Here is a 20884-nt window from a genome sequence, read left to right as displayed (position 1 = left end):
GGCGCGCCGTTCGCGCGCCTTTTTCGATGAATTGTGAGCCAGCCTAGAGCGCAATGAATTTGGATCGAATCGGGTCGGCCACCTCTCCCCGACGGGGAGAGGTCGATTTGCGCAGCAAATCGGGTGAGGGGCCGCGGCTTTAACGAGAGACCGTAATCCCTCGCCCGGCGCTACGCGCCGACCTCTCCCAAGGGAGAGGTGAACCGCCGCCACTCCTCTCAACCTAATCTCATCGCGCTCTAGCATTACAGTTGTAATTTTTGCTTGAGATGCGCTTTGCGCGCGTTGGCTTGATGAGCCCTGCGCCAGGATGACCATGCGAGGATGTGGGCATGCGGGATGCGCCGCTGGGCGAGCTTCATGGCGATGCGGCGGATTTCCTGGATCGACCAGCGGATCAAGAACGATGCTTCGGTCGGGGCCGCGGTCGCGTTTTTTTAAGCAATGCTCCGGTGTTGGCCCGATGACGGATGACGGCCATCGTGGCGAAGGCAAGCATGACCAGTGAGACATGGCGATGCCAGCCATGCCAGGAGCGGGTTTCGTTGTGATCAAGACCGAGCTCGTTCTTGGCGGTTTCGAAGCTGTCTTCGATGGCCCAGCGATGGCCTTCCACGGATACCAGCTTCTGCATGGACGTGCCCTTGGGGCACCATGTGGAGAAGAAGGCTAAGCTGTTGTCGGCAATATTGCGGCGGATCAGAAGACCTCGGGTCCATTCCCCGGCAAGGTCGTCGTTGTATTCGCCGGCGTCGAGATCGGCCAGCTCAAGATAGGCCCAGTCGTGCCAGCGCGGACCTTTGGTTCCTTCGCCGGACGGCAGGCGGCGCCAGGCCTTCTTGGGAAGGCTCTGCGCGATCGTAGAGGCAGTGCCGGCGACAGGCTGCTGCTTGCCCCAGGAATAGAACACGTGATTGGAAGCAACCCCCAGAACAAGCCTTTGCCCGCCTTGCGCAGCAGGGTTTCGATCGCTCCCGTGCCATACACGCTGTCCGCTGCTACGAACGAGAACGGCACCTTTGCGGCGATCGCGCGAGCGATCATTTGATGCGCGATCCGGGGCTTCGTCGCAAAGCTCACATCGCTCGGGACATGTGCGGCCTTCAGGCGAGCGGGTTCGTCCGTCCATTCCTTTGGCAGGTAGAGCGCCCGATCGATGAAGGCATGGCCATGCCGCGACACATAGGAGGCAAACACTCCGATCTGGCAATTGGTGATCTTGCCCGCCGAGCCAGTGTACTGGCGCGCGACCCCACACGAGGCCTTGCCCTGTTTCAAAAAGCCGGTCTCATCGATGACCAGAACCGCGTCCTCGTCACCCAGCGTTTCCAGCGCGTACTCACGTACAATATCGCGCAGCGCGTCGGCATCCCACTGCCCCCGACCCAGAATCGCCTGCTGGCGCCACGGGCCTGGATCGCCAGCCGCTTCCGCCCGCATCCAACCCGTCTTGCGCGGCTCGTTGCCCAACAGTCCGTCGAGAAATTGCCCCGCCGAGGCCGCGACCCGCTCTTGCGTAAACAGCGGACGGATGCGTTGCTTGGCATCTCGCAACGACGAAGCCCACAGCGTCAGCGTATCCTCAACCGACGCGCCACCAATCATCAGATCCCGAATCATGGTCGCCCATAGATTCAGAACCTTCAGGAAGATGCAACTGTAATGCTAGGAGGCTGTCTGAGTAGTCGCTGGTCAAGAGGGTGCGAGTCTGATTCTTTGCGTGCGCATGAGCAAGGATTTTCGCCCCTGGAAGATCGATGAGGCGCAGCTTCTGCCGCCGAGCGTGCAGGATTATGTGGCGAAGGACCACCTGTCGCGGCTGATTGTGTCGCTGGTGCGAGAGAGCCTCGACCTATCTGCGATCACCGCCAGCTACCGGAGCGGGCTTGGACAGCCGCCGTTTGATCCGCGGATGATGACGGCGCTACTTCTGCACGGTTATGCGAGCGGCATCTACTCGTCGCGCCGGATCGCCAAGGCGGCCGTGGATCGGGCGGACTTTATGATGATTGTGGCGGGCGACCCGCCGGACTTCCGCACGATCTCGGAATTCCGCAAGCGGCACCTTGAGGCCTTGGCGGGTCTGTTTGTTCAGGTGTTGAAGCTTGCTGAGAAGGCTGGGTTGGTGAAGCTCGGGCACGTGGCGCTTGATGGCACCAAGATCAAGGCGAACGCATCGAAGCACAAGGCCATGAGCTACGAGCGCATGAAGAAGCGAGAAGCAGAGCTTCAAGCCGAGGTCGATCGCTGGCTTGAAGCGGCCGAGGCGGCGGATGCCGAGGAGGACCGGCTCTACGGCAACAAGCGCGGCGATGAGCTGCCGGACTGGGTGGCCGACAAGGAGAAGCGCCTGGCCAAGATCCGCGAGGCCAAGGCCGAGCTCGAGGCGGAAGCCAAAGCCGCCGCCGAGGAGGAACTGCGGCGCCGGGCCGAGGTGGAAAAGAAGCGCATTGCGGAAGGGCGGAAAAAGAACGGCAAGACGCCGGCACCGCCGAAAGCGGAGCCCGAGGGCAAAGCGCAGCGCAACTTCACGGATCCGGACAGCCGCATCCTGAAGACCAAGGACGGGTACATCCAAGGCTACAATGCCCAGGCCGCTGTCGATGGAACGGCCCAGATCATCGTTGCGCACGGGCTCACTGCGCGCATGAGCGATCATGGCCAACTCGTAGGGCTGATTGACGGCATTGAGGCCAATCTCGGCGTCACGCCGAAGGAAGCCTCGGCCGATAGCGGCTATCTGAGCGAGGCCAACCTGCAAACCCTCGCCGATCGCCACATCAGCGCTTACGTCGCGATCGGGCGCGCCAAGCATGCCGCCGAAGGCAAGCGAACCATGACCGGAGCGCTCACCAAAGCCATGCGGGCCAAGCTCAAGCGCGCCGGCTGGCGAAGCCGCTACCGGCTCAGGAAGCAAATCGTCGAACCGGTGTTCGGGCAGATCAAGCAGGCGCGCGGGTTCAGGCAGTTCCTGCTGCGTGGCATCGAGAAAGTGACGGCCGAGTGGGCGTTGATCTGCACCACCCACAACCTCACAAAGCTCGCAAGAGCCGCTTGAGCAAGCTATCGTTCATCAACAAGCCCGATACCAGCGCTATCTGGACGGGCTCCTAGCGGACCGTGACCGGCGCGGGCAGCGGCTGGACGGAGGTCGGCTGCGTGCCGGGCAGCGGCGCTGCCTGGGCCTGCGGGGCAGCAGCGGCCACCGAGGTGCTGTCGGGTGTCGGCGCGGCGGATGCCGTCGCCGTTCCCGCAGGCGGGTTGCCCGGCCAGACAACCACGCGGGTGCCGACCTTGACCCGATCGAACAGGTCCGAGACGTCTTCGTTCAGCATGCCGATGCAGCCCGACGACACGAACTTGCCGATGGTCGACGGCTGGTTGGTGCCGTGAATGCGGTACACGGTCGAGCCGAGATACATCGCACGGGCGCCAAGCGGGTTGCCGGGTCCGCCGGCCATGAAGCGCGGCAGATAGGGCTGACGCTCGATCATCTCCGGCGGCGGATGCCAATCCGGCCACTCGGCCTTGCGGGTGATCTTCTGCACGCCGGTCCAGGTGAAGCCGTCGCGGCCGACGCGGACGCCGTAACGGATGGCCCGGCCGTTGCCGAGAACGTAGTAGAGGTAGGTGTGCGGCGTATCGACCACGATGGTGCCCGGCGGCTCCTTGGTCTGGAACGCCACTTCCTGGCGACGCAGATTCGGCGCAAGTTGCGCCGGACCGTCTTCCGGCTGCTCATCCGGCGGCAGGGCAGCAATCTGCACCGGCTTGCCGTCGGCGCCGATCGGAGGCGACTGCGGCGGCACCGTTCCGGTGGCACCAGCCGCATTCACTGCGCCCGGCGGGCGCATGCCGTTGCGATCATCTCCGTTCGGATTGGCGGGATAGACCACGTTTGCGGCCGGAACGCCGCCGTCACCGTAGGCCTGTTGCTGCTGCGATCCACCCTGCGGGCGGTCGGCATAGATCACCGGCGGCGGACCCATCGGGCGGCCATAGCGCGGATCGTCCGGCGACATCACCGGGCCCGACGGCGCACGATCGGAGTAAGCCGGCTGGGCATTCATCGGACGGCCATAGCGCGGGTCATCCGGGGACATCACAGGGCCGGGCGGCGGCAACGAGGCCGAATTCTGCGGCGCATCGTCATCGTCGAGCGAGTCGAAGTTCGGCATGTTGCCCGGCGAATAGGGCTGGGGCGACGCCGAATAGGCGGGACCCTGGGGAGCCGGATAACCCTGCTGCGCATGCGCAAACGAGGTTCCTGCCACGCCAAGTGCCGCGGCAGCGCAAATCGTCAGAATGCGGTTGATCATCATTGCTCTTGTATAGTCCCCAAGCCACACCGGACCGTTAACGGCCCAATGACCGAAGATAGCGGCGCATTCAAGACAAATCCGCGAAACCCAGCCCAATTCGGGCATTTTGTGATCCCGTGTGACTACGGCCACAGTGTCTCATGACTTGGGAAAGTCTGTCTGCGTGCCCAAAGTCATCAATCACCCGCATTTTGTAACAAACAGTCTTCAAGCGTTGCGATATCCTCGAATCGGCCTGATTCGCGCTCGCGATGCGGGCTTCCTCGAGTGGTCACCGCGTTCCCTGTTTATCAAGACCTCCCGCAGAAGGGGGAACCCGCGCCCATGCTTCCCGGCCTCCGTTTCTTGTTCGCCGCGATCGTGCTGGCGACGTCGCTCTTGGTGTTCGGGTTAGGTGCCGCTGCGCTGTTCCGCGCCGCGCATGAGGAATTCGCCAGCATTCCCGCCCGCCAGGCTCCGCCCGAGCCGCAATTCGCCCACCCGCCGGAGACCCCGCCGGTGCTTGCGATGATGCGCGTCGACCCGCCGCCCGCGGGCACGCCGCTCATCGACAAGGTGACAGTGGATAGCCCATCGCCATCGATCCCCGCCGCGTCCGAACCAACCGCCCCGGCAGAGCCACCGCCTGCCACCGAACCGGAGAAGGTCGCCGCCGTGAAGACTGATGATCCGCCTCCCCCGGCAGCACCGACGCCTGAGGCGCAGGCCGTGGAAGGCGCCGCGCCGGTGCAGGCCGCCGAGGCCGCTCCGCAGGCCCCGGTCACGGACATCCCGCCACCGGCTGAGGCCGCGCCGCAAGCCACAGAGGCCGCGCCGGTGGCGCAGCCGGCTCCGGCGGCCGCCACCGAAGCTGCGCCCGCTCCCGCCGAGCCGAAGGTCGCGGCAGTGGCCGATCCGTCTGCCGCAGCCAGCGACCCCGCGCCCGCCCCATCAGCGCCAGCCATGGTTGCGCCGGAACCGGCGCCACCGCCATCGCCCGAAGCGATCGCGGCCGAGAGCAAGATCGCAACGTTGGGCGGACCGGAAGTCGTCGTCGAACAGCCTCCGGCCCGGAAATCTGCCGGGACGAAGCAAGCGACCGCCGAGACGAAGAAGAAGCCGGACCACAGCGCGAGCCGCAAGCCGGCGCATCGGAAGGAACGCCGCCGGATGGCCCGATCGCGACCAGCCCGGCAGGCGGTGGTTCAGCAGGTGCTGGATCCGTTCGGCCAGCCAGTGTCGGTGCCCCGGCGATAGCGCCGTCGTCAGGCCGGCCCGGTCGCGATCGGCGGGCCGCCGGCCTGCCCCCATTCCGACCACGAGCCGTCATACAGCGCAGTGTCGGTGATGCCGAGCCGGTAGAGTGCGAGTGTCAGCACGGCAGCCGAGACGCCCGAGCCGCAGCTCGTCACGATCGGCGCATCGAGCTTCACGCCAGCCCCCGTGAAGGCTGCGCGCAGATCGTCGAGCGGCTTCATGGCGCCGGTCGCGGCATCGAACAGGACGTTGTAAGGGACGTTACGGGCACCCGGGACGTGGCCTGCGCGGATGCCCGGCCGCGGCTCCGGCGCGCGGCCCTCGAAGCGATCGGCGGCGCGCGCGTCTATCACCTGCTCCTTGCTGTTTTCGACATTGGCGATCATCTGCTCGATGCTGCGCACGCGCTTCGGATCGTAGCTCGCCTTGAAGGTCGCAGGCTGCGGCGTCACCTCGCCGCTCTCGACGGGGCGACCCTCGGCGCGCCACTTCTTCAAGCCCCCGTTGAGGATGCGCACATCGCGATGGCCGTAGGAGAGGAACATCCACCAGGCGCGCGGTGCGGCCACCCAGCCGCCGGCATCATAGATCACGACGGTGTCGGCGTTGCTGACGCCGAGCACGCCGACGTCGCGGCCGAACTGCTCGGCGGTCGGAAACATGTGCGGCAGCGGATTGGAATGATCCGACACAGCGTCGACGTCGAAGAACACCGCGCCGGGAAGATGCGCGGCCAGGTAATCGTCCTTCGGCAGCGGCAGCACGCCCGGCAGCTTGAAGGTCGCGTCGAGCACCTTCACTTTGGCGTCGCCGAGATGCGCGGCCAGCCATTCTGTTGAGACAAGCGGATCGTCGGCAACGGTCATGATGCGCATTTCTCCAATCGTCATTGCCGGACTTGGTTCGGCAATCCATCTTTTGAAATGATGGACGCGCGGGCCAGGCCCGCGTGTGACACCTACTAACCCTTCTTCTTCGGCTCCCACGCCTCGATCGGCCCGCCGGCGTCGCGCCAGGCCGCGAAACCGCCGCCCATATGGGCGACCGGTTTCAGGCCCATGTCCTTTGCGGTCTTCGCGGCGAGCGCGGAGCGCAGGCCGCCGGCGCAGTGGAAGATGAACTTCTTGTCTTCCTGGAAGATCGGCTTGGCGTAGGGGCTCTTCGGATCGATCCAGAATTCCAGCATGCCGCGAGTGCAGGAGAACGCGCCGGGGATCCTGCCGTCGCGCTCGATCTCGCGGGGATCGCGGATGTCGACGATGACGACGTCGTCCTTGCCGATCAGCGTGATCGCATCGGCCGCGCTGATGGTCTGGATCTCGGCATTGGCCTCGTCGATCATCGCCTTGATGCCGCGGTGAATGGTCTGGGGCATGGGGCTCTCCCTCAATGTTGTTGGCGCGCCCTTGAGAGCGCGACGCCTTGTGCGCTTATCGCACCAGCTCCCTCATCGCATTCTCCAGACCCTCGATCGTGATCGGATACATGCGTTCGGAGAAGATGCGGCGGATGATGGTGGTCGATTCCGAATAATCCCAGTGCTTCTGCGCCACCGGATTGAGCCACACCGCATGCGGATAGGTGCGGATGATGCGGTCGAGCCAGACCGAGCCGGCCTCCTCGTTGACATGCTCGACCGAACCGCCGGGGACCATGATCTCGTAAGGCGACATCGACGCGTCGCCGACGAACACCACCTTGTAGTCGTGCGGATATTTGTGCAGCACGTCCCAGGTCGGCGTGCGGTCGGTGAAGCGCCGCTTGTTCTGCTTCCAGACGCCTTCATAGAGGCAGTTGTGGAAGTAGAAATACTCCATGTGCTTGAATTCGCTCTTGGCGGCCGAGAACAGCTCCTCGACCTGCTCGATATGCGAATCCATCGAGCCGCCGATATCGAAGAACACCAGCACCTTGACCGCGTTGCGCCGCTCGGGACGCATATGCACGTCGAGATAGCCGTGGTTGGCGGTCTCCTTGATCGTGGTGTCGAGATCGAGCTCGTCAGGCGCGCCGGTCCGCGCGAACTTCCGCAAGCGGCGCAGCGCGACCTTGATGTTGCGGATGCCGAGCTCGACATTGCCGTCGAGATCCTTGAACTCGCGCTTATCCCACACCTTCACGGCGCGGTTGTTGCGGTTCTTCTCCTGCCCGATGCGCACGCCTTCGGGATTGTAGCCATGGGCGCCGAACGGCGAGGTGCCGGCGGTGCCGATCCACTTGCTACCGCCCTGATGGCGGCCCTTCTGCTCCTCGAGCCGCTTCTTCAGCGTCTCCATGAGCTTGTCCCAGCCCATGGCCTCGATCTGCTTCTTCTCTTCCTCGGTGAGATATTTCTCGGCGAGCTTCTTCAGCCACTCCTCGGGGATCTCGGCCTTCTCCATGGCATCGAGCAGGCTCTCGAGCCCCTTGAACACGGAGCCGAACACGCGGTCGAACTTGTCGAGATTGCGCTCGTCCTTCACCAGGGCGGCGCGCGACAAATAATAGAAGTTCTCGACCGACTGTTCGGCGAGATCGGCGTCGAGCGCTTCCATCAACGTCAGATATTCCCGTAGCGTCACGGGGACCTGGGCGTCGCGCAGCGATGTGAAGAACTGCAGGAACATAGTTACCTAGATCGCCCGCTGGGCCGGTGCCGTCAAGGGGCCCCGGCCGTGCTCCATCCCGAGATCAGCCATTCATTTCCACCCGATGGCTGGCTGCGACCCTCGGTCCGGCAGAGGTGTTTGCACGGTGTAACAGCCGCGCACGAGCCGGCAGTCATTCCGCACAGCGGAAAGATGATGCCTGACATTCCATGCGGATCGCTTTCGACACCGCTGCGGTGCGGAATCCGCGCTAGACCGCCCCGCTTTTTCAACTACAATTGCGCGTGACAAGACATTGAGCAGGATATGCGACCGCTGTGAGGGCGGTCGTTTCGTGTGGGGGCCCGCGCCGCCGACGAACGAACCAAGGCAAACAAATTGATGAAATTCACGGGTACCAAGGACTACGTCGCAACCGATGACCTCAAGGTCGCCGTCAATGCCGCCATCGTGCTCGAGCGCCCGCTCCTGGTGAAGGGCGAGCCCGGCACCGGCAAGACGGTGCTGGCCGAGGAGGTCGCCAAGGCGCTCGACGCGCCGCTGCTCACCTGGCACATCAAGTCCACGACCAAGGCACAGCAGGGCCTCTACGAATACGATGCCGTCTCGCGCCTGCGCGACAGCCAGCTCGGCGACGCGCGCGTGTCCGATATCAAGAACTACATCAAGCGCGGCAAGCTGTGGGAGGCCTTCACCAACCAGAAGCGCCCGGTGCTGCTGATCGACGAGATCGACAAGGCCGACATCGAATTCCCCAACGACCTGCTGCTCGAGCTCGACCGCATGGAGTTCCATGTCTACGAGACCGGCGAGACCATCAGGGCGAAGCTGCGCCCGATCGTGATGATCACGTCGAACAACGAGAAGGAGCTGCCGGACGCCTTCCTGCGCCGCTGCTTCTTCCACTACATCAAGTTCCCGGACTCCGAGACGATGGGCAAGATCGTCGACGTGCACTTCCCCAGCATCAAGAAGCGGCTGGTCGAAGAGGCGCTGCGCATCTTCTTCGAGGTCCGCGAGGTACCCGGCCTGAAGAAGAAGCCCTCGACCTCCGAGCTGCTCGACTGGCTCAAGCTGCTCCTGAACGAGGACATCACGCCGGAGATGCTGCGTGAGCGCGATCCGCGCAAGCTGATCCCGCCGCTGCACGGCGCGCTCCTGAAGAACGAGCAGGACGTGCATCTGTTCGAGCGGCTGGCGTTCCTGAGCCGCCGCGAGGTCTAGTTCCGATATCGGCGAACGCCGGGGCCGAGGCTCCGGCGTTTTGCTTAACCGCCTCATCCAACAAAAAGACCAGGGAAGATGAACGTCCAGACCCAAATCCGCGCCGCCGAGCCCGTCACAACCGAACATTTCGACGTCCTGATCGCGGGCGCCGGCATCTCCGGCGTCGGCGCCGCCTATCATTTGACGACACAATGCCCGGGCACCAGCTTCGTGGTGCTGGAGACGCAGAAGACGTTCGGCGGCACCTGGTCCACCCATCGCTACCCCGGTATCCGCTCGGACAGCGACCTGCACACCTTCGGCTATCGCTTCAAGCCGTGGACCAGCGCGCCGATCGCGACCGCGGCCGAGATCCTCAAATACATGGGCGAGGTGATCGAGGAGAACCACCTCGCGCCGCACATCCGCTATCGCCACACCATCACCGCGGCGAAATGGTCGAACGAGACCAATCTCTGGACCATCGATGCGACGCGCATCGACACCGGCGAGAAGCTGCGCTTCACCACCAATTTCTTCTGGATGTGCCAGGGCTATTACCGCCACGCCGAGGGCTACACGCCCGAATGGACCGACATGGCGAAGTTCAAGGGCCCGATCGTGCATCCGCAGAAGTGGCCGGAGGACCTCGACTACAAGGGCAAGCGCGTGGTCGTGATCGGCTCCGGCGCCACCGCCGCGACGCTGATCCCGGCGATGGCCAAGGACGCCGGCCACGTCACCATGCTGCAGCGCTCGCCGACCTATTTCCGCACCGGCCGCAACGCGATCGAGATCGCCGAGGAGCTGCGCAAGCTGCAGGTCGACGAGCACTGGATCCACGAGATCACCCGCCGCAAGATCCTGTTCGACCAGGACGCCTTCACCCGCAAGACCTTCGCCGAGCCGGAGGCCGCCAAGAAGGATTTGCTGTCGGCGGTGGAAGCCTATCTCGGCAAGGACTACGACATCGCCACCCACTTCACGCCGCGCTACCGGCCGTGGCGGCAGCGCATCGCCTTCATTCCGGACGGCGACCTGTTCCAGGCCATCAAGGGCGGCAGGGCGTCCGTCGTCACCGACGAGATCGACCGCTTCACCGAGAAGGGCATCCTGCTCAAGTCCGGCAAGGAGCTCGAGGCCGACATCATCATCACCGCGACCGGCTTCCACCTCTCCGCCAACGGCGAGATCGATTTCGAGATCGACGGCAAGCCGCTCGATTTCGCCGACACGGTGACCTATCGCGGCATGATGTTCACCGGCGTGCCGAACCTGGTCTGGGTGTTCGGCTATTTCCGTGCCAGCTGGACGCTGCGCGTCGACCTCGTCGCCGACTTCGTCTGCCGCATGCTCAAGCACATGAAGGAGACCGGCGCGAACAAGGTGACGCCGGCGCTGCGCCCCGAGGATCACAACATGCCGCTGCTGCCGTGGATCGATCCGGAGAACTTCAACCCCGGCTACATGATGCGCGGCATGCATCTGCTGCCGAAGCGCGGCGACAAGCCGGAATGGCAGCACAACCAGGACTACTGGGCCGAGAAGGACGAATTCCCGGCGATCGACCTCAAGGACAAGGCGTTCGTCTACGGCTGAGCTCCTTCTCTGGTTCCGTCATCCTGGCGCTGTCCCGTCATCCCCGCGCAACGGCTTTGCCGTTGTCGCTGGAGGTGCTCGCGAAGCGAGCCTTGAGGATGCACGGCCCCAGTCGGGCCGTCGTGCTTCGAGACGGCCGCTGCGCGGCCTCCTCAGCATGACGGTGATAGATCAAGCGCGCTGATCGACGAGCATCATCGCGCACCGCCTCTCTTTCCTCACGCATATTCCGGCAGCTTCGCGGCGAGCTCAGGTGCCTTCCCGCGGATCATGTCGGAGGCCTTGTCGGCGATCATCAGCGTGGAGGCGTTGAGATTGGCCGAGATCATCCGCGGCATGATCGAGGCGTCGATCACGCGCAAGCCCTCCATGCCGTGGACACGAAGCTGGTCGTCGACCACGGCCCATGGCGCGTCCGCCGGGCCCATCCGGCAGGTGCAGCCGGGATGGAAAGTGGTGGTGCCGCGCTGGGTCGCGGCGGCGAGGAACTCATCGTCGCTCTGCACCTTGGGACCTGGAAAGTCCTCATAGGCGAAATACGGCTTGAGCGGCTCGGAGGCGAGCAGCCGGCGCGCCAGCTTCATGCCGGCGACGACGACGCGGCGGTCGATCTCCTCGGCGAGGTAGTTGGTCTGGATGATCGGCGCCTGGAACGGATCGGCGGAGCGGATCCGGACATAGCCGCGGCTCTCCGGCCGCTGCTGCCAGGACGCCACCGTCATGCCGGGCTCGTCCTCGAGCTGGCCCTGCACGCCCTCCTTGTAGCTCGCCGGCGTGAAGGTGAGCTGCAGGTCCGAGCTCTCCGTGGTCTCGCCGGAATGCCAGAAGCAGTAGACCATGGTCGGCGACAGCGACAGCAGGCCGCGCCGCGTCGTCGCCCATTTCAGCGCCTCGACCCACAGGCTCATGCCGCGACGAAGCTCGTTGATGGTCCTGATGTTCTTGACCCGCGCCACCGAGCGCGGCGCGTAGTGATCCTGCAGGCCCTCGCCGACACCCGGCAGCGCGTGGCGCACCTCGATGCCGTGCGACTTCAACAGATCTGGCGAGCCGACGCCGGAGAGCTGCAGGAGCTGCGGCGAGTTGTAGGCGCCGCCGGAGAGAATGACTTCCTTGGTGGCGCGGATCTCGAGCGGGTCGCCATACTTGCCGCCCCTGTTGTAGCGCACGCCGACCGCGCGCTTGCCCTCGAAGATGATGCCGGTGACATGCGCATGCGTGCGCACGTCGACATTCGGCCGCCGCCGCGCCGGATGCAGGAAGGCAGTCGCGGCACTGACGCGCCGGCCGTTCAGGATGGTGCGCTGGCAGTAGGAGACGCCCTCCTGGATCTTGCCGTTGTAGTCGGGATTGCGCGGAATGCCGAGGCTGACCGCACCATCCATGAAGGCCTCGCAGAGCGGGTCCTGCCAGTCCATCGTGGTGACGGTGAGGTTGCCGTCGCGGCCGCGATAGGTGTCGTCGCCCTCACCGATGCGCCGCTCCATGCGCCGGAAATAGGGCAGCACGTCGGGATAGCCCCAGCCGCGATTGCCGAGCTGCGCCCAGGTGTCGAAGTCCTGGCGTTGGCCGCGATTGTAGATGTGGCCGTTGATCGAGGACGAGCCGCCGAGCGTCTTGCCGCGCGGCGCATAGATGCTGCGTCCGCCGGTGTAGGGCCCCACCTCCTGCTGATAGGCCCAGTTCACGCTCTTCATATGGAAGGTCTTGATGAAGCCGGCCGGCAGATGGATGTAGGGGTGCCAGTCGCTCGGGCCCGCCTCGAGCACACAGACCCTGACGCCCGGATCTTCACTCAACCGGTTGGTCAGCACGCTCCCGGCGGAGCCTGCGCCGATAATCACATAATCGAACGTTTCCATCGTCTCGCTTCTCGCGCCGACTGCGGTGTCAGCGCGGCTTTTCGTTGAGTTGATAATTGAGATGCGCCTTCACCGTCGGCCATTCGCAGGCGATGATGCTGTAAACTACCGTGTCGCGCAACGTGCCGTTGGGCGAGATCTGGTGGCTGCGCAGGATGCCGTCCTGCTTGGCGCCGAGACGCTCGATGCCGCGGCGGCTCCGGTGATTGAAGAAATGCGTGCGGAACTCGACCGCGATGCAATCGAGCTTCTCGAAGGCATGGGAGAGCAGCAGCAGTTTGCACTGCGTATTGACCGCGCTGCGCTGCACACGCTTGGCGTACCAGGTCGAGCCGATCTCGACGCGGCGGTTCGGCGTATCGACATTCATGTAGGTCGTCATGCCGCTGATCTGGCCCGCGGCGTCGAACACCGTGAACGGCAGCATCGAACCGGCGGCCTGCAGGCCGAGCCGTCGATCGATCTCCTTGGTCATGTTCTCCGGCTTCGGAATGGCCGTGTACCAGAGCTTCCAGAGATCGCCGTCCTTCACGGCCTCGGTCAGTCCGGCGACATGATCATGCGACAGCGGCTCGAGCCGCGCATGCGTGCCGCGAAGGGTGACCGGTTCAAGCCAGGGCATTTTGCATCCTTTCCGTCATTGCGAGGAGCTCGCGACAAAATTGCAAAGCAATTTTGCGCTGAAGCGACGAAGCAATCCATTCTCTCTGCGTCCGCGGCTGCATGGATTGCTTCGCTTCGCTCGCAATGACGTTCTTACGTCACTTGTTCAGAAAATTCAGCGGCAATCCCGGCCGCGACCAGTCCATCGCGATCAGCTCGCCCTTGCCCGACAGCGTGATGTAGGCGGTCTTCAGCTCCGGGCCGCCGAAGGCGATGTTGGTGGTGACGCGATCGCCGGTCGGCACCTGCTCGACCAATGTGCCGTCGGGTGCGATCACCGAGATGCAGCCCGAGACCAGCGTCGCGACGCAGACATTGCCGTTGGCCTCCACCGCGAGCGAATCGAACATCTGGTAGCCGCCGAGGCCCGCGATCGGCTTGCCGCGCTCGCCGCGATAGATCACGTCGCGCGGCTTGACGATGCCGGGCTCGGAGAGTTCGTAGGCCCACAGCCGCGCGGTCGGCGTTTCAGCGATGTAGACGGTCTTCTCGTCAGGCGACAAGCCGATGCCGTTGGCCGGCAGGATACCGTGCACGGCCTCGACGATCTCGGTCATGCCCGGCTTCAGATAGTAGAATGCGCCGACATCCATGTCGCGGGCGCGGCGCTTGCCGAGGTCGGAGAACCACAGGCCGCCCTGCTTGTCGAACACCAGGTCGTTCGGCCCGCGCAGATCGTGCTCGCCGCATTTGGTGACGACGGTCTCGACCTTGCCGGATTGCAGATCGACGCGCTGGATCGAGCCGCCGAGATAATCCTCCGGCTGCGGCCCCGGCATGATCATGTTGCGGGTCGGGATCCAGGAAAAGCCGCCATTGTTGCAGACATACATTTTGCCGTCGGGACCGAGCGCGGCGCCGTTCGGGCCGCCCGGGACCTTCGCGACCACTTCCTTGCGCCCGTCGGGATAGACCCGGGTCAGGCGCTGGCCGCGGATTTCCACCAGCACGACCGAACCGTCGGGCATGACGACCGGACCTTCGGGAAACTCCAGATCGGTGGCGAGAACACGAATATTGGCCATGGCATCCTCCCGGCTCTTTGGCTGCAGGCGGATTCCCTTGCGGTCCCCCACGCGCAACATGTTGTTTCGTCCCGTTATGGCAAAGTGGATTTGGCTTGCCAAGCAATCGGGCCGCAACGCTGCCCGGCGTTGATGACGGATGGCTCGGCATATGATGCCGTCGCCCCTGCGAAAGTTATCAAACCGTCATCCTGAGGGAGCGCGGAACGCGCGTCTCGAAGGATCCACGGCCGAGGTGTTGCAGCGGGGCCGTCGTGCTTCGAGACGGCTGCTGCGCAGCCTCCTCAGCATGACGGATTGGGCATCTGATCCATATGTCAAACTGCGAGTTGTAGGGTCGGCAAAGGCGCAATGCGCCGTGCTCGCGATGGTGAGCACGCTTCGCTTTGCCCACCCTACGATCTGGATTTGCTTCACGAACTGTGAGTCAAACACCCGCATTCTCGCGGCACGATGTGTCCGAGGTTTGCCTGTCGCTTCGCCCCCTCTTGAGCAGAGGGCGCAGGGAAAGCCGGGCGCCGATCGCACCCATGGGCCCTGTGCAATGAAAAAGCACAGGGGGTAGGACCACAGGTGAAACCGGATCATCCCGGCTTTCCCTGCGCGATGGGTTACGGCTTACTTCGTGCTCTCCCCGGCGAGACTTGGCTTTTTTGTCACCGTCTTCGCAAAGACGCTTTCGCGTGCTTAGCGAGGAGACACCTGCCACTGGGGCGTCGAGACCACACGACTTCACCGTCCGCGTCACGCATGCTCGTCAGTCATGCGATCAGCGTCCACCGCATCTCACCGCAACACTCGTGACGATCGCGAAGCGCCCCTCAATCGGGTGAGACGGGCGGATTCAACATCTGAGTTGGGTGAATCGCGAAGCGAAAAATTGCCCGTCGGGTTGATTTGTCGCACCCTTCCCTGTCATTCCGGGGCTCGCGAAGCGAGAACCCGGACCAGAGTTTGAAGGTGGATAGAACTTATTCGTAGGGTGGGTTGGCGAAGCGTAACCCACCGCCTTCATCGCAGCGATTTTGGTGGATTACGCCTGCGGCTAACCTACCCTACGGATCATGCGAACTCCATCAGCTCAACGTGCCCGCGTGCACCCACCAGCCGGGATGCTCGGCACGCAGCCTCTCGCCGGCCGCCTGGGCGTCGGCGTCCTTGCCGAAGATCGCAAAACACGTCGCGCCGGAGCCCGACATGCGCACGAGGCGAACGTCCTTGGTCTCGCGCAGCGCAGACAGCACGTCGCTGATCACGGGTTCGATCCGCGCCGCAGGCGCTTCGAGATCGTTGGTGCCGCGCGCGAGCGCCTCGATCCAGTCGTCGATCGCGCACCCCGCCTCCGGCCAGGACGGCGCCTGGATCACGACGTCGGTGGCGCCGATCAGGAGCTCGCCGTGACGCAGACCGAGCGCATTGAACACGTCCTTGGTCGCGACCGGCACCCGCGGATTGACCATCACGCAAGGCAGCTTCGGCAAATTAAGCGGCAGCAGCGTCTCGCCGACACCGGTCATGTCGCAGGCGTGCGAGGCGACGCACACGGGCACGTCGGCGCCGGTCTGCAGCGCCACTTCCATGATTCTGGTGTCGTCGAGCGAGAGCTCGTTGAGCCGCGCCAGCAGCCGCAGCGCGGCCGCGGCATCCGCCGAGCCGCCGCCGATGCCGGCAGCGACGGGCAAGACCTTTTCCAGCGTGAAGTGGCCGACCCTGAGGTCCGCGACGCGCTCGCCGAGCAGGCGCGCCGCCTTGAGTACGAGATTGTCCGAGGTGTCGCCGCAGGCATCGGCCAGCGGTCCCTCCATCGTCAACGCGAGCTCGGAGCCCGGCTTGAGCGTGAGACGATCGGCGCAATCGGCAAACGCGACGACGCTCTCCAGGTCATGAAAACCATCGACGCGCCGCCCGACCACCTTCAGCGTCAGGTTGACCTTGGCACGCCCCTCTTCAACAAGCGCCGGCACGGCGACAAACCCCTAAAAAACAAAGATCGTGTGCGATTAGCGTAAATCGCATCATGATCCTATCCCTTTGTTCGAGCAGAAATTCCGGGCTGCTTACCTCTCCCGCTTGCGGGCAGGGCAATCGCATATGACACCCCGGGCTCTGGCGCTGACGTTTCCACATCGTCATGGCCGGGCTTGTCCCGGCATCCACGTCTTTCTTCACATGGAAAACCAAAGACGTGGATGCCCGGGACAAGCCCGGGCATGACGCATTTGTGGGTAGACCAACTAGGCCGCAGCAGCATGATCCGCATATGCGATCGCCCTGCGCTTGCGGGAGAGGGAAACGAAACCTCAGCGACGCAGCGTCCTGCCCGACTAGATCATGATGCGATTAGATCGAATCGCATCATGATCTCATCTCTTTGTTTGAGCATGATCTTTTCGGAAAACCGGTTTCCACTTTTCCGGATCATGCTCTAACCGCCCTTGTCGTTGTCCTTCTTCTTGTCGGCTGCCGCGGCGGCCGGCGCAGGTTCGTCGGGCAGGCCGTTCTCGATCTTGGCCAGGATCTTCGGCAGCTCTTCCGGCTCGGGCTTGAGGTCGCGCGCATGCGCCCACTGGAACTTGGCTTCCAGCTTGCGGCCGACGCGCCAATAGGCATCGCCGAGATGGTCGTTGATGGTCGGATCCTCGGGCTTCAGATCGATCGCGCGCTCGAGATTCTTCACCGCCTCGTCGTAATTGCCGATGCGGTAATAGGCCCAGCCGAGCGAGTCGACGATGTAGCCGTCGTCGGGGCGCTGATCGACGGCACGCTTGATCATCTTCATGCCTTCGTCGAGGTTGATGCCCTGGTCGATCCAGGAATAGCCGAGATAGTTCAGCACATGGGGCTGCTCGGGCTGCAGCTCGAGCGCCTTGCGCATGTCGACCTCGGCCTTGTTCCACTGCTTGGAGCGCTCCTCGCAGATGCCGCGGTAGTAATAGGTAACCCAGGCGTTCTTGTCGCCGCCGTCGACGGTCGGCAGCACGTCGATCGCCTGCGAATAGGTCCCGACGCAGTCGGCGAACTTCTTGCGGCCGCGCTCGATGTTGCCGAGCGCCATGATGGCCTCGATATCCTTCGGCGCGTCTGCCGTGACCCCCTTCAGGATCTTGATCGCCTCGTCGCTGCGGTCGGCGGCGTCGAGATCGGTCGCGAGCTGGATCTGCGCGTTGCGCTTCAGCGGCGAAGACGCCGGCATCCGCTCATAGACCTTGATCGCCATCTGCGGCTTCTTCACCGATTCATAGAGATCGGCAAGCGACAGCAGCGCCAGCGGATGGTTGGGCTGCAGGTACAGCGCAAGCTGCAGGTAGACCAGCGCAAGATCCTCGCCGCCGCGCCGCGTCAGCGTCGCGCCGATGCCGTAGAGCGCCTCGGCCGCGCCGGCCTGCGCCGACTCGACCAGCGGCGGCAGCTTCTTGCCGGCCTTGGTGTCCTTGATGCCTTCCAGCACCAGCGGATGCCGCGGCAGCTTCTTGTCGAAGGCCTCGTAAAGCGCGGTGGCGGCGGCCGCATCCTTGTTGCGCGAGGTCCAGCGCGCATATTCGTCGACCGTGCGCAGCATGGAATCGTCGAGCTTGTAGGCGCGCTCGAAGCGTGCGCCGGCATCCTTCTCCTTGTGGGCGAGCTCGAGGATCATGCCGGCGTGCAGGTCCTTGAAGATCGGGTACCAATCCGGCCCGGTCAGCTTGTCGATGCTGGCGACCGCGCCCTTCGCGTCGCCGGCGCCATAGGCCGCCCAGGCCGACAGCAGCGTCGCCACCAGGTCGGTGATCGGACCGCGCACCGACTGGTTGATGTTGGACTGCGCGGCTGCGTATCTCTTCAGCTTGAGGTCACGCACGCCGATGACCAGACGCGCGACGCGGTTGGCCTTGTCCTGGGACAGGATGCGGTCGGCGAGCTTGACCGCCTCGTCGATGTCGCCATCGGCGAGCGAGGAGATGAAGGCGCGGTCGAGCAGCTCGGAATTCTTCGGATCGGTGCGCAGCGCCGAGCGGTAGAACGCCGCGGCGGAGGCCGCATCGCGCTCGACGCTGGCATGGCGGGCCGCCAGATAGCTGCCGGCCGTCGTCAGCGACTTCAGCTCGTTCTTGGTCGGAAACTGCGCCGCGTTGTCGGCGGGGTGATCGGGCGTTTGCGCCGCAAGCTGCGCGGGCGCGGCGAGCGCGGCAGCGGCGATGAGGGCAATCGTCAGGCGGTTGAAACGGGTGGACAGCATCACGGTCGCCTTGCTCCAGGGATTTACGGCCACGATCTTGCGTTCAGTCTCAAATGCGAACCCAAGCGGCGGCATCGCGGCCAGCGACAATGCCGCTTTTGGCGCTCAACCGCAAGGATACGCATGACGAATCGATAGGCAGATTAAGCCTTTAGGCCCGCCGATCCAGCCAGGCCACCGCAAAACGCTTCCAGTGTGGCGGTATCGTGGCCGGCCCGGGCACAATCGCGTTGGGAAACAACTGTGTCGGCAAGTGGCCGCCACGGTACCGGTTCCCACCTCTTCTCCCCTCACGCAAATGTGGTCTGACCAGCCTCTTATTGCATCGCCTCTATTACATCGCCTCGTAGTTCGGGCCGCCGCCGCCCTCCGGGGGAACCCAGGTGATGTTGCCATTGGGATCCTTCACGTCGCAGGTTTTGCAGTGGACGCAGTTCTGGGCGTTGATCTGGAAACGCGGGCCGGAGGCTTCCTCGACCCATTCATAGACGCCGGCCGGGCAATAGCGGTTGGAGGGCCCGGCGAACACGTCGTGCTCCGACGTCTTCTGCAGGTTCATGTCGGCAACCTTGAGATGGACCGGCTGGTCCTCCTCGTGATTGGTGTTGGACAGGAACACCGACGACAGCTTGTCGAAGGAGATCTTGCCGTCCGGCTTCGGATACGCGATCGGCTGGTGCTGCTTGGCCGGATCGAGCGTCTTGCGATCGGGCTTGGCGTGCGACTGGGTGCCGAACAGCGAGAAGCCGAGCGTGTTGCACCACATGTCGAAGCCGCCGAGCACGACGCCGACGACGGTGCCGAATTTCGACCACAGCGGCTTGACGTTGCGGACCTTGTGCAGGTCCTGGCCGACGGCGGACAAGCGCCAGGCGTTTTCGTACTCGACGAGTTCGTCATTGGCGCGGCCGGCGGCGAGCGCGGCGGCGACGTGCTCGGCGGCGAGCATGCCGGTGCCCATGGCGTTGTGCACCCCCTTGATGCGCGGCACGTTGACGAAGCCCGCCGCGCAGCCGACCAGCGCGCCGCCCGGGAAGGTCAGCCGCGGCACCGACTGATAGCCGCCCTCGGTGATCGCGCGCGCGCCGTAGGCAAGACGCTTGCCGCCCTCGAACACGCCGCGGATCGAAGGATGGGTCTTGAAGCGCTGGAACTCGTCGAACGGCGACAGATAAGGATCGTCGTAGTTCAGATGCACCACGAAGCCGACCGCGACGCGATTGTCGTCGTAGTGGTAGAGGAACGAGCCGCCGCCGGTGGAATTGTTCAGCGGCCAGCCGAAGGAGTGCTGGATCATGCCCTTCTGATGCTTGGCCGGATCGATCTGCCAGACTTCCTTCAGACCGATGCCGAATTTCGGCGGCTCGCTCTTGGCGTCGAGCTGGTACCTCGCGATCAGCTGCTTGGACAGCGAGCCGCGCGCGCCTTCGGCGAACAGCGTGTACTTGCCGAGCAGTTCCATGCCGCGGGTGTAGGAATCCTTGTGGCTGCCGTCCTTGGCGATGCCCATGTCGCCGGTGGCGATGCCCCGCACCGCGCCCTTGTCGTCATAGAGCACCTCGGCCGCAGCGAAGCCCGGATAGATCTCGACGCCGAGCGCTTCCGCCTTCGGCGCCAGCCAGCGGCAGACATTGCCGAGCGAGCCGATGTAGCAGTGATGATTGTTCATCAACGGCGGCATCATGAAGTTCGGCAGCCGGATCGCGCCACCGCCGGTCATCCAGTAGAAGCGGTCGTCCTTCACCTGCGTCTTCAGCGGACAGTCGGCATCCTCGCGCCAGTCCGGGATCAGCCTGTCGAGCGACGCCGGATCGATCACCGCGCCCGACAGGATGTGCGCGCCGACCTCGGAGCCCTTCTCCACCACGACGATCGAGAGCTCGGGATTGAGCTGCTTGAGCCGGATCGCAGCCGACAGGCCCGAGGGGCCTGCGCCGACAATGACGACGTCGAATTCCATGGACTCGCGCGGGGGAAGGTCTTCAGCACTCATGATCTGGTCTCAGCCCGTTGAGAACGCTTCTAAGCTTTTCAGGGGTCGTTGTTTCCGATTTTTGGCGGAAGGACAACCATGGAATTGCAATCCGGGGCGTTTCGCGCGGCCGATCCGCGCTTGCGCATGAGCTTTTGCGGAAAACCGGTCTCCACTTTTCCCCATCATGCTCTA

Annotated in this window: 15 protein-coding genes and 1 pseudogene; 4 read left to right on the top strand and 12 right to left on the bottom strand. The window is 64.2% G+C overall.

Going from position 1 to position 20884, the window contains the following annotated elements; all coding sequences use genetic code 11:
- Positions 1 to 245: 245 nt before the first annotated feature.
- Together MTX19_RS08935 and MTX19_RS08930 are read right to left on the bottom strand one after the other, a co-directional pair.
- A complete protein-coding gene (locus tag MTX19_RS08935; protein WP_280978692.1) occupies positions 246 to 401 on the bottom strand; it encodes a hypothetical protein in 156 nt (51 codons plus the stop codon).
- Positions 398 to 1620, bottom strand: a pseudogene (locus MTX19_RS08930) (IS701 family transposase). Before MTX19_RS08930 ends, MTX19_RS08935 begins: the two are co-directional and overlap by 4 nt.
- Positions 1621 to 1726: 106 nt before the next feature.
- Here MTX19_RS08930 and MTX19_RS08925 point away from each other — a divergent pair.
- The gene (locus tag MTX19_RS08925) at positions 1727 to 3058 is read left to right on the top strand and encodes an IS1182 family transposase (protein WP_280981278.1); all 1332 of its coding nucleotides are present in this window, start codon (positions 1727 to 1729) and stop codon (positions 3056 to 3058) included.
- A 52-nt stretch (positions 3059 to 3110) separates the two neighbouring features.
- Here the strand turns inward: MTX19_RS08925 and MTX19_RS08920 are convergent, their stop codons facing one another.
- Positions 3111 to 4322 (bottom strand): L,D-transpeptidase, encoded by a 1212-nt coding sequence (locus MTX19_RS08920; RefSeq protein WP_280985933.1) that lies wholly within the window; start codon positions 4320 to 4322, stop codon positions 3111 to 3113.
- A gap of 324 nt (positions 4323 to 4646) precedes the next feature.
- Between MTX19_RS08920 and MTX19_RS08915 the strand changes: the two genes are divergently transcribed.
- Complete coding sequence (locus MTX19_RS08915) at positions 4647 to 5558, top strand: hypothetical protein (RefSeq protein WP_280983298.1); 912 nt, start codon at positions 4647 to 4649, stop codon at positions 5556 to 5558.
- 8 nt (positions 5559 to 5566) lie between these two features.
- Here the strand turns inward: MTX19_RS08915 and sseA are convergent, their stop codons facing one another.
- The 3 genes from sseA to MTX19_RS08900 all read right to left on the bottom strand — a co-directional run bounded on the left by sseA (position 5567) and on the right by MTX19_RS08900 (position 8164).
- Entirely contained in the window at positions 5567 to 6424 is an 858-nt protein-coding gene (gene sseA, locus MTX19_RS08910) for a 3-mercaptopyruvate sulfurtransferase (RefSeq protein ID WP_280983297.1), read from the bottom strand.
- A 95-nt stretch (positions 6425 to 6519) separates the two neighbouring features.
- On the bottom strand, positions 6520 to 6933 hold the full coding sequence (locus MTX19_RS08905) for a rhodanese-like domain-containing protein (RefSeq protein ID WP_280983296.1): 414 nt from the start codon (positions 6931 to 6933) through the stop codon (positions 6520 to 6522).
- A 55-nt stretch (positions 6934 to 6988) separates the two neighbouring features.
- Positions 6989 to 8164, bottom strand: a complete 1176-nt coding sequence (locus tag MTX19_RS08900; RefSeq protein ID WP_280985932.1) for a VWA domain-containing protein — start codon at positions 8162 to 8164, stop codon at positions 6989 to 6991.
- Positions 8165 to 8527: 363 nt separating this feature from the next.
- Between MTX19_RS08900 and MTX19_RS08895 the strand changes: the two genes are divergently transcribed.
- Together MTX19_RS08895 and MTX19_RS08890 are read left to right on the top strand one after the other, a co-directional pair.
- A complete protein-coding gene (locus MTX19_RS08895; protein WP_280983295.1) occupies positions 8528 to 9370 on the top strand; it encodes a MoxR family ATPase in 843 nt (280 codons plus the stop codon).
- Positions 9371 to 9448: 78 nt separating this feature from the next.
- Positions 9449 to 10951 (top strand): NAD(P)/FAD-dependent oxidoreductase, encoded by a 1503-nt coding sequence (locus tag MTX19_RS08890; protein ID WP_280983294.1) that lies wholly within the window; start codon positions 9449 to 9451, stop codon positions 10949 to 10951.
- 218 nt (positions 10952 to 11169) lie between these two features.
- Here the strand turns inward: MTX19_RS08890 and MTX19_RS08885 are convergent, their stop codons facing one another.
- The 6 genes from MTX19_RS08885 to MTX19_RS08860 all read right to left on the bottom strand — a co-directional run bounded on the left by MTX19_RS08885 (position 11170) and on the right by MTX19_RS08860 (position 20710).
- Complete coding sequence (locus MTX19_RS08885; protein WP_280976100.1) at positions 11170 to 12813, bottom strand: GMC family oxidoreductase N-terminal domain-containing protein; 1644 nt, start codon at positions 12811 to 12813, stop codon at positions 11170 to 11172.
- A gap of 28 nt (positions 12814 to 12841) precedes the next feature.
- Positions 12842 to 13435, bottom strand: a complete 594-nt coding sequence (locus MTX19_RS08880; protein WP_280983293.1) for a GNAT family protein — start codon at positions 13433 to 13435, stop codon at positions 12842 to 12844.
- A 139-nt stretch (positions 13436 to 13574) separates the two neighbouring features.
- Complete coding sequence (locus tag MTX19_RS08875) at positions 13575 to 14501, bottom strand: SMP-30/gluconolactonase/LRE family protein (RefSeq protein ID WP_280983292.1); 927 nt, start codon at positions 14499 to 14501, stop codon at positions 13575 to 13577.
- A gap of 1076 nt (positions 14502 to 15577) precedes the next feature.
- Entirely contained in the window at positions 15578 to 16465 is an 888-nt protein-coding gene (locus tag MTX19_RS08870) for a 4-(cytidine 5'-diphospho)-2-C-methyl-D-erythritol kinase (protein ID WP_280983291.1), read from the bottom strand.
- Positions 16466 to 16926: 461 nt separating this feature from the next.
- Entirely contained in the window at positions 16927 to 18717 is a 1791-nt protein-coding gene (locus MTX19_RS08865) for a tetratricopeptide repeat protein (protein ID WP_280984737.1), read from the bottom strand.
- A 334-nt stretch (positions 18718 to 19051) separates the two neighbouring features.
- Complete coding sequence (locus MTX19_RS08860) at positions 19052 to 20710, bottom strand: electron transfer flavoprotein-ubiquinone oxidoreductase (protein WP_280985931.1); 1659 nt, start codon at positions 20708 to 20710, stop codon at positions 19052 to 19054.
- Between the last annotated feature and the right edge of the window lie 174 nt (positions 20711 to 20884).

It is taken from the genome of Bradyrhizobium sp. ISRA464, assembly GCF_029910095.1.
Taxonomy (GTDB): domain Bacteria; phylum Pseudomonadota; class Alphaproteobacteria; order Rhizobiales; family Xanthobacteraceae; genus Bradyrhizobium.
This window is presented reverse-complemented; position numbering and strand designations above follow the sequence as displayed.